The organism is Halobacillus yeomjeoni, from assembly GCF_020171525.1.
Classification (GTDB): Bacteria; Bacillota; Bacilli; order Bacillales; family Halobacillaceae; genus Halobacillus; species Halobacillus yeomjeoni.
The window spans coordinates 1-12583 of sequence record NZ_JAIVAI010000008.1 but is presented as its reverse complement, the minus strand read 5'-3'; the positions used below and the strand labels follow the sequence as shown (position 1 = coordinate 12583).

Sequence of the window (12583 nt, the reverse complement as noted above, 5' to 3'; positions counted from 1 at the left end):
CCCTGTGGCTTTTTTCATTGGTGCCGGTTTAACAACTGCTCCAGACGCTCCACTCTCGCTTCCAGCATTTCATACTCTTCCTGGGAAACGAACCCGAGTCCTTTCATGTGATTCTGCACTTTTGCTTTGGCAAAATCGTTCCAGTCCTTATCTACGTGTTCCCCTTTTTGAATCCAGCTCTGTATCATCGATTTAGCCTGAGATGGACTCACCTCTCCCCGCTTCACCATTTCATGCAGCATTTTTTCGAACTTCTCTTTTCCGCTTGCTGCCGCTCCGATCCCTAATAGAAACCCTTTCTTCAACAGGTCACTCATGATTATCTCTCCTTACTTGTTGTAATCTCTTAATCATTCTGAAATGACTGATCATACACCAGATTATAGCTACGATACCGATACTCGATAATACTCCTCCTGTCCATAACGGAGACATGTAGGAGCCAAAAAACTGGCTTTGTATAACCCATACCCCGGCAAAAATAAGGACAGCGGATATCATTGCATAAAACAAGTAAAATTGATGAAAGAGCTGGGTTTGTTGATAGTTGTCTTTCCACTCTCTCTCTTTGTCGCCGTCTTCTAAAAACTCAACTAAAGCTCTTGGTAAAGACAACAAGGGTCTCATCGTTTCTTTTGCTACGTTTTTGTATATTGAAAAATTGGAATCTTCCCCGGAAACCCACTCTTTGATGACCGGCCGCCCCCACTTGATTAAATCAATTTGAGGGTATACCGTGCTCAACACGCCCACGATGATAGATGTCGCCCTGCCCAAAAAGGCATAATCAGCCGGCAGTTGTATAGGCTGTTCTTTTATGAATTCCTGCAAATCTGCAAGGATATCATTCATCATATGTGCATCCAGCTTGTCAAAGTTCCCTTCTAAATACATATCCGTGGTTTGTTTCATGACTTTCTTCACTTTTTCAGTGTCTGCGTTAGCGAGGAGAAAGTCCATTTCCTGTAACGCTTGCACGACAAGGTCATAGTCATCCAGAATAAACCCTTCAATCATTCTGCGTATCGAGTTCACATCTTCATTTCTTATTTCACCGACCATACCGAAATCAATAACCACAAGGGTGCCATCTGATTTCAACATCAAGTTCCCAGGGTGAGGGTCTGAATGGAACATCCCGGCTTCCAGGAATTGTTCGACACACAAATTGAAAAGGGTCTCTGCTAAACGTTCCCGATCAATAGAGTGCTTTTTGATAAAAGATGTGTCCGTTACTTTCGCACCTTCGATCCACTCCATGACAAGGACACGTTTCGTAGACAAATCTGAATAGTATTCAGGGATATAAACAGACTCAAAGTCTATAAATCGTTTCTTGAATAGGTTTCCATTTTCCAACTCCATCCGAAAATCCAGCTCGTTACTGATCACCCTCACCACTTCTCGATATAAAGCGGTCAAGTCTGCTTTCTCTCCATATTTCGTAAATCGATCGATGATCCAGAAAACGATTCTCAAAGCCTTGAAATCCATCTTGAAGATATCTCTGACTCGATAACGCTGGACTTTGACAGCTACAGGCGTGCCGTCCTTCAACTCTCCTTTATACACTTCACCAATAGAAGCGGAAGCCACAGGCTTCTCATTTATAGAGTTTAAATGTTCATCCAACGAAGACTGCCAATCTTGTTCAATCGTTTGACGAGAGTACTTGAAAGGGACCGGTTCTACACGGTCCACCAGACCTTCCAGTTCTTTGATGAATGATTGGGGAAGCAAGTCCCCCCTTGAACTTAGAAACTGCCCGAATTTAATGAGCAGTCCCCCAAGTGAGATCGCTTTTTCTCTATATTCTTCAGCCTGTCTTTTCAACATGTCATTCCATTTATCTTTTGTCACCTGATCCCAGATCCGGTTCTTCTTTTGAAACCAGAAAATCTGCAATAAAAATTTAATAGACATCCATACGATGACCGTCACTCGATAGATAGCTATGTATTTCCACCCTTTGTTCATAACAATTCTCCCTTTCCATGCCTCTACCCTCAATTTACCCCGTCCTGCATAAATCAATCATAAAATTCGACATATAAAGCATGGTTAGAACACCTTCTACAATAGCTTGCTCTTTTTAATCGATTTGTGGCAAACTTTTAATACAAAGATATGAAGAGGTTCTCGGTGAGGAAGGAGTATATTGTTCACCCTTTTATAGAAGGGAATTTGTACAGTCCTTCCTCTTGTTTTTTCAAACTTCCAGAGAGAAGCCTGATTCTAAGAAAGGGTGATTGTAATGATGATAAAAGAACTTGAAGTCAAAGACTTGCATACTGTTGCAAAATGGCTTTACCGTATGAACGAACAGGACCACCATTATGTCGCCTGGCTCGCTTCAGATCCGAACGAAATTTTCGAACAGATTTGGACTTTGACTCAATTCCATGAGCCTCTAGCGTATGTTGCTTGGGACCAGAATGAAATCATCGGATTCTTGGGGATCCTCCCCTTCTTTGAAGAAAAATTATGCCGCCTGCTGGGTCCTTTTTCAAGCAGCAGCCATGAGCAGGTGATCGAAGGTTTATGGGACAAAGCCTCGTTGACCATTCAGCTTCATTTCAACTTTGTGAAAGTGGCTTGTTTTGAATCTAATACACAGTTAGTCGACTTCGCCGAGCGACACTCATTCGATTTATATAACGTCGAAAAAACACTTGCTGTTCATAAGAGCATGTATGAGCCATCGACTCAAAAAAGCGAATCGATAGTAAATATTCAGCATGAAGACCTGCCTGGTCTCGACCGACTCCATCCTGATGCTGCTTACTACACGACCGGGGAAATGTTGAAATTATCTAAAGAACATGGAAATCATTTATGGGGATATCAAACAGATGGGGATATAGCGGGGTACATCTATTTCGAAACCATCATCCCTGACTATGAAGGAGAAATCTGCTTCGTCAATGTAAAAAGCGGTGAACGAGGTACAGGAATCGGTTCAGCCCTTATTGAGCACGCCCTGCAGTATGCATTTCATGCTCTAAATCTTGATGTGGTCACCATTTCTGTTAGAGTCCAAAATGAAGATGCGGAAAACCTCTATAAGTACTACGGTTTTCGAGACGTCAATACGATCCATGCCTATCAAAAAGAAATCCAAAAGCAGCCGTTGCGTAACACTTTCCACTAAAACCAAGGAATGAGACCCTCTTCCGATCAGGTGTATCGTGTCCTTGACCTTTGTTATGGCAGAAAAAAATGACTGACATGCTCTTGGATTTCTTTTGAATTGACTCTGGTATTGCTTGGTGTTGTTATTTCACATGGGAGCTCATATCAGCTCTTTCTGTCCTGGAATTTGTATGAGGCGGCCTCTTTAAAGTAGAAGGATCGGCAAGGTCATAACCGAAGTCGGGTACACCAACTACGAACGGGATGGCAGGGAAAACAGGTAGACTCCTGCGGGAAAAAGGAACAAGGGGTGAGACCCCGGAGAACGAAGTTCGAGGAGACTCAAGCGTTCCCCGCGGAAAGCGGACTGTTTTCCCTGCCATCCCATGCTCTGAGTAAATAACGGACCGAACACCTAATCCCAGACAGGGACTATTATATCAACAATAGGCTTTAACAGAGCCTTTGAATTAGATCTTTAAACAAAACCTTTCCTAAAGGAGGCGATCAGCAATGGATAAGAGCTTACAAAGAGTGTTGCTTCAAGTCGGGGATCAGTCTTCCTTGAAACATTATCGTCCTGTCAGCGGCGGAGATATCAACGAATCTTTTTATGTAGAAACGGAAGAAAGAAATTATTTTATAAAAAAGAACAAGAACGTCCCCTCTCACTTTTTCCAGGCTGAAGCAGATGGTCTGGCAGCGATTGACCGTACAAATACTGTGCACGTCCCTCAAGTTCTGCATTACGATCAGCCTGAACAAGGTAAAGAAGCTTACTTAGTGATGGATTGGGTTGAACCTGGTTTTAAAGACGCTTCAATAGAACTTGGACACAAGGTAGCTCTCATGCATCAACATACGAGCGAACGTTATGGTTTAGGCTTCTCCACTTTTGTAGGAAGCCTCGACCAACCCAATGACTGGACAAATACTTGGATGGAATATTATCGTGAGTTTCGTTTGAAACTTCAACTGAATATCGGGATAGAAAATCACCGAATCAAAGGGGAGCGTAGAAAAAAACTCGAATCCCTTATTGAACGTTTAGGTGAATGGATTCCCAAATATCCAAGCTCTTCTCTTCTACATGGGGATTTATGGAGCGGGAACTATATGATCAGCCAGGAAGGTACCCCTTTTTTAATCGACCCTTCCATCCTTTATGGAGATCCTGCCTTCGAGTTAGCCTTCACGGAATTGTTCGGAGGCTTCTCCCCTGATTTTTACGATGCGTACAGAGAAGTCCATTCGTTCGGGGGTCAGTACGAAGAAACCAAACCTTTGTACCAGTTGTTCTATTTACTCGTCCATTTGAACTTGTTTGGGGAAAGTTATGGTTCATCTGTAGACCGTATCTTAAATAAATATGTCGGGGATACCATTTGACTCAGGAATAGGCCCTTCCTTTTCCTGAGTCTGAAATCTCTACAAGTTCTTCAGGGTAAGGCTCAAAATAGGTTTGCTGCTGCAAATATTGACTATCGAAACGCGCTACCCACGACCTCAACACGCTGATCACAGCACTTAGAGGTACTTTTTCTTCAGAATATTGGCGGACCAATGATTGGAAGTTCCTTTTTTCTTCTTTGTTCAATTCATTCTTAAAATACCCTGCAATATGCTGGCACACATTTACATGAGCACTGGGCTTCGCGGGCTTGCTTAATAATTGGTAAAGGTGCTCTTCATAATGAGCTAACACAGCATCAATGGGAAGGTGGTCATGATTGGCCAGGGTGCGTCCCATCAATTTCAATGTGCCCGGATGATAAGCCATAAAAAGATATTTATTTTTTGAATGAAATGCTTGTAGTGATTTTAAGCTCTTTTCTTTATTTATTCTTCGAAAATCTGCGAGCGTAAAGAGCTTGGTAAGAAAATGATGCCTCAGCGTGAAATTTTTCATTCTTCCCTCTTCCTCAATCGCCAAACCACCGAATTGATTCAACACTTCTTTTGCGAAGAACCCTGTCGTTTTTCTTACGACTTGAGAATTTTTTTCGCTCTGATACACTTTTACATCCTGAACCCCGCAGGTGGGTGACCGATTTTTCAATAAAAAGCCATCTACATCGCTAAGAGATCCTATGAACGCTTTTGAAAACTCCTTCATCGGACCAGTCAATTCTTCACCTGTCTTCGGTTGAATTAATTTTTCGTCGTCTTCTCCTCCATCTACGATGCGGATGACTTCCCTCGGCACCCCGAGACCGATTTCGACTTCCGGACAAACCGGAATAAAATCCACGAACCCTTGCAGCCTCTGCACAGCTTTATCCGGGATGACAGCTCCGTTATATCTCACTTCTTCGAATTCCAAGCACCGGCTGACCACCAATCTTGGAACGGGAAACCTGCTCAATAAAAACACTCCTTTAGCATCATCTATTTAAAGAAGGAATTCCTTTAATCAAAGTCGAATAAACACTAAAAAAGGCAACGTATAAAATTTCCTATTGGAATTCGTCGCAAGAAGTATTAAAATAAAAAACGTTGCATATTTATTCTACATTTTTTATAAATAAAACACCATTGTCAGGAGAGTTGCATAATGAAAGCCAAAGACTTCAAACTATCATCGCACTTACGCTTTATTATTCCATCTCTAATCGGTATTTTCCTTTTCATGTTCCCGGTTACCAACATGGAAGAGGGAGAAAAATCAGTTACCATACCAATCGCTATCCTAGCTAATGAATTACAAGGCATTTTGGCTGGTCAATTATCATTGATCATGACGATCATCATCTCCATTACGGCTATCGGAACACTATTGGTTAAACTGGTGGGACCGGAAAAGCTGGATGGAACCCCTTTTTTCAAATCGTTATTTAATGTTCCCCCAGTTTGGGTCATTACACGTGTATTAGGTATGATATTTGCCATCATGGTTTACTTTGAAATTGGACCAGAGGCGATTACTTCAGATTATACAGGCGGATTGCTGCTTGATTCACTTCTTCATGTGCTGTTCGCGGTCTTCCTATTTGCAGGATTGTTCCTGCCATTGCTTCTGAATTACGGGCTGCTTGAGTTGTTCGGGGTGCTGTTGACGAAAATCATGCGCCCACTTTTCCGTCTGCCGGGTCGTTCTTCGATCGACTCTTTAGCTTCTTGGCTTGGTGACGGAACCATCGGTGTCTTATTGACAAGTAAGCAGTATGAGGAAGGCTATTATACAAAGAGAGAAGCGGCCGTTATCGGGACGACCTTCTCAGTAGTTTCCATCACTTTCAGTCTTGTAGTCATACAAGAAGTAGGACTTGGGAATATGTTCATTCCATTTTATTTAACCGTCGGGTTTGCGGGCTTTATCGCCGCTTTGATTATGCCACGCATCCCACCGCTATCAAGAAAACTGGATACTTATGTGACGGAGGAAGCTGATGATATCAGCGAAGAAGTTCCTCAGCATCATAACCTATTCACGTATGGTTATACCAAAGCTGTTGAACGCGGGAGCAAATCCACCGGAGTGAAAGACTTCTTCAAGCAAGGCGGTCAAAACATTCTGGATATGTGGATGGGGGTAGCCCCTATCGTAATGGCACTGGGTACAATTGCCCTCGTGATTGCCGAATACACGCCATTCTTTACATGGCTGGGTATGCCATTCATTCCATTGCTTGAATTGATGCAGGTCCCATATGCCCAGGCGGCTTCAGAAACGATACTTGTCGGGTTCGCAGATATGTTCCTTCCAGCCATCATAGGAGCCTCTATCGAGAGTGAAATGACACGTTTCATCATCGCCTGCTTGTCTGTCACCCAGTTGATTTACATGTCTGAAGTAGGCGGGCTGCTACTTGGATCGAAAGTACCCGTTGACTTGAAAGATCTATTTATCATTTTCTTAGAGCGTACAATCATCACACTTCCTATCATCACGTTAATTGCTCACCTGATCTTTTAATTGGGTGATATAAGAAACCGCTAAGCCTCTATCAGCTTAGCGGTTTTTCAATTCCTTTATTAGAGCCTGAGCTGTACTCAAACTGGACTGAGGGTTCTGCCCGGTGACAAAATTACGATCTACTTCTACATGATCAGCTCCAGCTTCTCCTGCTTCAAAGTTTGCGCCTTCCTCATTGAGTTGATCTTCAAGCATGAACGGCATCAACGAATCCAAACCTGTACTTTTTTCTTCCTCATTGGTGAAACCGGTCAATTTAACCCCTTGGACAATTGATTGTCCGTTATGATCTGTCACTCCTACAAAAGCAGCAGGACCATGACACACTGAACCAATAATTTTTCCTTCTAATACAAAATGACGTAAAACTTCTTCAATCGTTTGATTCTTCGGGAAGTCGAACATCGTTCCGTGCCCTCCAGAAAAGAAAATTGCGTCAAAATCATCAGGATTTATGTCACTGAGACGTCTCGTGTCAGCGATCGGTTCCATAACCCCGTCCCACACCTCAGGTAATTCGTTGCTGTAACTGTTAGGGTCAATCGGGATTCTGCCCCCTTTTAGACTTGCAGCCTCCACTTTAAATCCAGCTTCCTGGAATTCTGTTGAGGGTTCAACAAATTCAGACAACCACAGTCCTGTTTTCTGCTGATCATCCATGTTCTCGGTATTTGTCACGACCATCAATATGTTTTTACTCATTTACTGATCCTCCTTCTTCCATCTTCTTTTATTATTCTCAAATTTTTAAATTTCATAGGTTTTGGATAAAAAAATAACGCGAACCCATAATAGGTTCGCGTTCGATCATGAGGGCAGCGTAGAGTCTTTCTTCGTCCAGCGATTCCACTTCTCTTTAATCAAGTATGCTTTCCCCTCAATGAGCGGTTGTGTAAAGATCTGAATAGGTCGGCTTGATAACAAGTAGACGATTAGTGCTGACAGGACACCAAGACCAATGACATCAAAAATCGTGTTCACTTTGAATAAGTCAGCTTCACGGAAATATTGAATGAAAAATCCATGCAGGAGATAAACGTACAATGTCTTCCTACCGAGATACGTGATGGAAAATTCACGGCTTGGCACCCATGATAAAACACTGATGGTCATGATTGCAGCCAGCGCATAAACTCCTATTCGGAAGATACCACCTAACTCAGGGTTCCCTAATACCGCATAGGATTTAGATCCTAGCAGCCAACCTGAACTGAACTCAGGGAACATGGCAATGACTGCTGCTGTAATACCCATAATGACGAGAGAAATTTCTCTTACTCTTCTCGTCCTCCATTTCTGGACGTGATCTTTCGTCAGCCAATACCCCGCTAAGAAAAACGGGAAAAACACGAAAGTTCGTGACAAGCTGAAGCTGTGGCCGATATCGCTCACGTATCCGACAACAATCCCGATTTCGACGGCGATGGCCATACCGAGTAACGGGGGAATCTTCTTAAATCCATACAAAAGAATGTGCCAGCTGAACAGGCTGAATAAAAACCATAGCGACCAATGAGGATAAAACATTCCGTTCATCCAACCATCTTTACCGATAAAGAAAAAATAACCCGTGTATACGATTTGAAAAATCAAGTAAGGGAGTATGAGTTTTTTAGCAAGCTTCAGAATATAATCTTTATTTCCTGACCCTTTTGCAAAAAAACCAGCTAAGAAAATGAAAGCAGGCATATGAAATGTATAAATCCATGTATATAAGGTGTACATCGACCTTGATCCATCCGTAAAGGGCTGGATCATATGACCGAACACCACAAAGAAAATAAGAATCAACTTCGCATTATCAAAAAACGCATCACGTTTCATTTTTATTCACCCTTTATTCACGAAAAAGTCCAGTAAACATACTTCCCTCACTTATATACCACATCAGAAAACGAAATATGCTCATTTTAAACCTTTTTAAATAAACTGTAACCGCATTGTTAAGCAGCGTAGTAAAGTTGATAAATACAGCTTACTGAAGATATCTTCTGAATGATCAAAGTGGTAATGTATGGGAATAGACTCCATTCAACCATAAAAAAGCCTCTATGCCAAGATGCATAGAGACTAGGATTCCAAACTTTTTATTCAAATTCAATCGCCCAGGAACCTTTACGGAAAATCGGTTCGAATTCTCCGTCTTTCGTTTCTCCGTCAATATCCAGTTCTGAAGACCCCATCATGAAGTCTTCATGTACGAGACTGTCATTGACTCCATGTTGATCCATCTGTTCTTTAGTGAATGATGGACCACCTTGGACATTAGTCGGATAAGCTTTTCCGAGAGCCAAGTGGCAGGAGGCATTTTCATCATAAAGCGTGTTGAAGAATATATGACCGGATTGGGAAATCGGAGATTCATTCGGTACCAAAGCCACTTCACCAAGACGTTTGGCCCCTTCATCGGTTTCTAACAAATACTTTAATGTTTCTTCACCAGATTCTGCAGAATAATCCACGACTTTTCCATTTTCAAAATGAAGAGTGAAGTTCTCAATCAAATTACCACCATAGTTCAATGGTTTTGTACTGGTCACTTTACCCTGCACTCCGTATTTATGAGGCATCGTGAATACTTCTTCTGTAGGCATATTCGGGTTGAATTCGGTTCCTTGATCAGAATGCGTCGAACCCCCATGCCAAATATGATCCTCGACCAGTTCAATGGACAACTCGGTTCCCGGCGCTTTGTAATGGAGCTTTTTATATTGCTTCTGGTTTAAATATTCACGAGCCTGACACAGATGGTCATTGTGTTCATCCCATGCAGCAATAGGGTCTTCACGGTCTATACGTGTAATGTGGAAGATTTGCTCCCAAAGCTTGTTTTGTGCTTCCTTTGAAGAAACACCAGGGAAAACCTTTTCTGCCCACGCTTGTTGAGGATACGCGACGATACTCCATGTCGTTTTATCATTCATGATGTAATCTCGATACCCTGACAAAGCTTCCGCGCTGGCTTTGTTCGCTTTCGCTACCCTTTCAGAATCGATATCTTTCAGTAAATCAGGGTTAGGACCGTAAATCGAAAGTAAAGCATAGCCGTCCTCTACCATTTGTTCCAGGCCATCTGCTTTCCATTTCGGGAAGTTTTCAAGCACTTCGATGGGAGCATTCTTCATCTTTAAAAATGTCAACACTTCATCGCCCCACTCGACGTGGACGTTCTTAGCTCCTTTTCCGTAAGCTTTTGCTGAAATGGTTCTTACGAGATCAGCCGCTTCAATAGGAGCATTGATGATAAGCCCCTGCCCTTCTTGAAGGTTCACACCCTTTTTCAAGGCAAGTTCAGCATATTTCTCTAACTGCTCTTTTTGTACAGTCAAATGAATTCCCTCCATTCCTTTGTCTCTGATTCAATTATTTCATAACCACCAGTCATTTACTATCTATTCACTTTTTATCTTCAAACATTTCAATAGCACGCACACGCATCGTCTTGTGGTCGACAATGGGTTCAGGATAATCTTCCCCAATTATGCATTTTGACTTTTCCTGCTCATTGTCCGGCATCTTCGAAGGGGAGTGAATATAATTTTTACTTACGTGCTCAAGCTCGGGGATCCACTCTTTGATAAAACGCCCGTGCGGGTCGAAACGTTCCGACTGCCGGGTAGGGTTGAATACTCTGAAGTATGGCACGGGGTCCGTTCCAGTTGAGGCTGCCCACTGCCATCCCCCGATATTCGAGGAAGGTTCATAATCAACCAGTTTCTCAGCAAAGTATCTTTCTCCTTTTCTCCAATCCATCAACATATCCTTCGTCAAAAAGGACGCAACCGTCATACGAAGTCGATTATGCATCCACCCCGTTTCATTCAACTGTCTCATCGCAGCATCTACAATCGGATAGCCGGTCTTCCCATCTTTCCAACGCTCAAACAGTTCTTCGTCATCATTCCATGGGAGACCCCTGTACTTTTCAACCATCTCTTCATCCCAGGCATTCGGATAAAAATGATGAATCATATTGTAAAAGTCCCGCCACACGAGCTCTGAAATGAAAGTCTCCACACCTTCCGTATTTTTTCTATAATCCACTTGATCGTTTACAGCATGATATACGGTCCGGATGGATATAGCCCCTGTCCTCAGAAACTTGGACATTCGGCTCGTCCCTTCCACTGCAGGAAAATCTCTTTGTTCATCATAGTCATAGACCGCATCGTCCAAGAAATGATCAACCTGCTCTCGTGCTGCACTTTCACCGATGTCCTCAAAAGACCGATCCGACTTTTTCAAAAGAGATTCAAAAGCTTGTTTTCCATGCGAAAATGCATCTGTTTCATCTATCGTGTGTTCTGCTAATTTTTCATGATCCACTTTTTGAACAGCTGGTTTTTGAACCTTCTTCCACTGCTTATAATAAGGGGTAAATACTTTATAGTAACCGCCCGACTTCTTTTCCACTTCTTCTGCACCGTGAAGGTGATGATCGATAAACGAATAGACGAGTACATCATGACCCTCTAGTTTCTTCGTAATTCTCTGATCCCTGTCCCGTCCATAGCCAGCTTCATCAGAATTGAAGTACACTTCATCAATGTCGACTGTATCCAGCAATTCATCGAACGCCTGCTCTGGTTCTCCTTCTATGAAATGAAACTCAGCCCCTTTATGACCAGAGTCATCCACAAGAGCCTTCAAGGTTTGGAAGAAATAATCGTGCTGAGCATCAAAGGTTTGGTTAAGGTTCGGGTCTATATGAAAAAATAAAAAAACTTTATCATCACCAGATGTATTTTCTAACGCCTTCGCCAAGGCAGTATTGTCATTCAAACGCAAATCTCTACGAAACCAAATGGCACGTGTGATCATTTTGAACCACCTTCCTTTATCCCATCATTCCTCATTCTAATCTGACGTAAACTATTGTATATAAAGATTGTGGATCCCTCAGCTTTTAATAGGTTTATATGATAGGTGCTCTTATTTCGCATGTAAGCTTGTACCAAACCTTTACGTCTCAAAATCAGAGTGAGGCGGCCTTTTAGAATGACTCGCTTTCCTTTATCCCACAGGAGTCTCACCATTCTAAAAGGTCGACTTTTCAACAAAGGAGGGACGGAAAGGTTATCTACCTTTTTAAAAGGCTCTGTTAAAGTCTGGTGTTGTTATTTCACATGTGAGCTCATATCAACACTTTCTCTCCTGAAATTTGTGGGAGGCGGCCTTGGGAATGACTCCCTTTCCGTGGGGTACCGCGAGCCTCCTCAGGCTGCGCCTTCCGGGGTCTCACGATGTACCTTTATCCCACAGGAGTCTCGCCATTCCCAAGGCCGCCTCTTCAAAGTAGAAGTGTCAGAAAGGCCATAACCGATGTCCGTTACACCAACTTCGAACGGGATGGCAGGGAAAACAGGTAGACTCCTGCGGGAATAAGGAACAAGGTGAGACCCCGGAGAACAAAGTTCGAGTTATAATGAACGAAACTAGCTCCTTGATCGTAAATACGTAGGTTAATCGGGTAAACAGTAGTAAGACACCACAATACCCTATCAGAGCTACATTACGAAAGGAGCTAGTTTATAA

10 protein-coding genes are annotated in these 12583 nt (G+C 42.6%); 3 read left to right on the top strand and 7 right to left on the bottom strand.

Annotation, left to right across the window (positions count from 1 at the left end; all coding sequences use genetic code 11):
• Positions 1 to 14: 14 nt before the first annotated feature.
• Both LCL89_RS15360 and LCL89_RS15355 read right to left on the bottom strand, forming a co-directional pair.
• Positions 15 to 317: a phasin family protein gene (locus LCL89_RS15360; RefSeq protein ID WP_224810828.1), complete on the bottom strand. Its 303-nt coding sequence runs from the start codon at positions 315 to 317 to the stop codon at positions 15 to 17.
• The gene (locus LCL89_RS15355) at positions 310 to 1977 is read right to left on the bottom strand and encodes an ABC1 kinase family protein (RefSeq protein WP_224810827.1); all 1668 of its coding nucleotides are present in this window, start codon (positions 1975 to 1977) and stop codon (positions 310 to 312) included. Before LCL89_RS15355 ends, LCL89_RS15360 begins: the two co-directional genes overlap by 8 nt.
• Positions 1978 to 2254: 277 nt before the next feature.
• On the opposite strand from LCL89_RS15355, the gene LCL89_RS15350 reads away from it, so the two are divergent.
• Together LCL89_RS15350 and LCL89_RS15345 are read left to right on the top strand one after the other, a co-directional pair.
• A complete protein-coding gene (locus tag LCL89_RS15350; RefSeq protein ID WP_224810826.1) occupies positions 2255 to 3151 on the top strand; it encodes a GNAT family N-acetyltransferase in 897 nt (298 codons plus the stop codon).
• Between the two features lie 494 nt (positions 3152 to 3645).
• The gene (locus LCL89_RS15345) at positions 3646 to 4521 is read left to right on the top strand and encodes a fructosamine kinase family protein (protein ID WP_224810825.1); all 876 of its coding nucleotides are present in this window, start codon (positions 3646 to 3648) and stop codon (positions 4519 to 4521) included.
• Between the two features lies 1 nt (position 4522).
• Here LCL89_RS15345 and LCL89_RS15340 read toward each other — a convergent pair whose 3' ends face one another.
• Positions 4523 to 5497, bottom strand: a complete 975-nt coding sequence (locus LCL89_RS15340; protein WP_224810824.1) for a YbgA family protein — start codon at positions 5495 to 5497, stop codon at positions 4523 to 4525.
• A 189-nt stretch (positions 5498 to 5686) separates the two neighbouring features.
• Here LCL89_RS15340 and LCL89_RS15335 point away from each other — a divergent pair, with 189 nt between their 5' ends.
• A complete protein-coding gene (locus LCL89_RS15335; RefSeq protein ID WP_224810823.1) occupies positions 5687 to 7048 on the top strand; it encodes a YjiH family protein in 1362 nt (453 codons plus the stop codon).
• 36 nt (positions 7049 to 7084) lie between these two features.
• On the opposite strand, the gene LCL89_RS15330 is transcribed toward LCL89_RS15335, so the two are convergent.
• From LCL89_RS15330 to LCL89_RS15315, 4 genes are all read right to left on the bottom strand, one after another.
• On the bottom strand, positions 7085 to 7750 hold the full coding sequence (locus LCL89_RS15330; RefSeq protein WP_224810822.1) for a type 1 glutamine amidotransferase domain-containing protein: 666 nt from the start codon (positions 7748 to 7750) through the stop codon (positions 7085 to 7087).
• A 105-nt stretch (positions 7751 to 7855) separates the two neighbouring features.
• Positions 7856 to 8872 (bottom strand): acyltransferase family protein, encoded by a 1017-nt coding sequence (locus tag LCL89_RS15325; RefSeq protein WP_224810821.1) that lies wholly within the window; start codon positions 8870 to 8872, stop codon positions 7856 to 7858.
• A 263-nt stretch (positions 8873 to 9135) separates the two neighbouring features.
• Complete coding sequence (locus LCL89_RS15320; protein ID WP_404813441.1) at positions 9136 to 10392, bottom strand: aminopeptidase; 1257 nt, start codon at positions 10390 to 10392, stop codon at positions 9136 to 9138.
• 52 nt (positions 10393 to 10444) lie between these two features.
• Positions 10445 to 11869, bottom strand: a complete 1425-nt coding sequence (locus LCL89_RS15315; protein WP_224810819.1) for a cryptochrome/photolyase family protein — start codon at positions 11867 to 11869, stop codon at positions 10445 to 10447.
• Positions 11870 to 12583: the final 714 nt, after the last annotated feature.

Excerpts from the sequence above, each read along its gene's own strand:
- LCL89_RS15330 (WP_224810822.1), bottom strand. The coding sequence starts at position 7,750 with ATGAGTAAAAACATATTGATGGTCGTGACAAATACCGAGAACATGGAT.
- LCL89_RS15345 (WP_224810825.1), top strand. The coding sequence starts at position 3,646 with ATGGATAAGAGCTTACAAAGAGTGTTGCTTCAAGTCGGGGATCAGTCT.
- LCL89_RS15315 (WP_224810819.1), bottom strand. The coding sequence starts at position 11,869 with ATGATCACACGTGCCATTTGGTTTCGTAGAGATTTGCGTTTGAATGAC.
- LCL89_RS15350 (WP_224810826.1), top strand. The coding sequence starts at position 2,255 with ATGATGATAAAAGAACTTGAAGTCAAAGACTTGCATACTGTTGCAAAA.
- LCL89_RS15360 (WP_224810828.1), bottom strand. The coding sequence starts at position 317 with ATGAGTGACCTGTTGAAGAAAGGGTTTCTATTAGGGATCGGAGCGGCA.
- LCL89_RS15355 (WP_224810827.1), bottom strand. The coding sequence starts at position 1,977 with ATGAACAAAGGGTGGAAATACATAGCTATCTATCGAGTGACGGTCATC.
- LCL89_RS15335 (WP_224810823.1), top strand. The coding sequence starts at position 5,687 with ATGAAAGCCAAAGACTTCAAACTATCATCGCACTTACGCTTTATTATT.
- LCL89_RS15320 (WP_404813441.1), bottom strand. The coding sequence starts at position 10,392 with ATGGAGGGAATTCATTTGACTGTACAAAAAGAGCAGTTAGAGAAATAT.
- LCL89_RS15325 (WP_224810821.1), bottom strand. The coding sequence starts at position 8,872 with ATGAAACGTGATGCGTTTTTTGATAATGCGAAGTTGATTCTTATTTTC.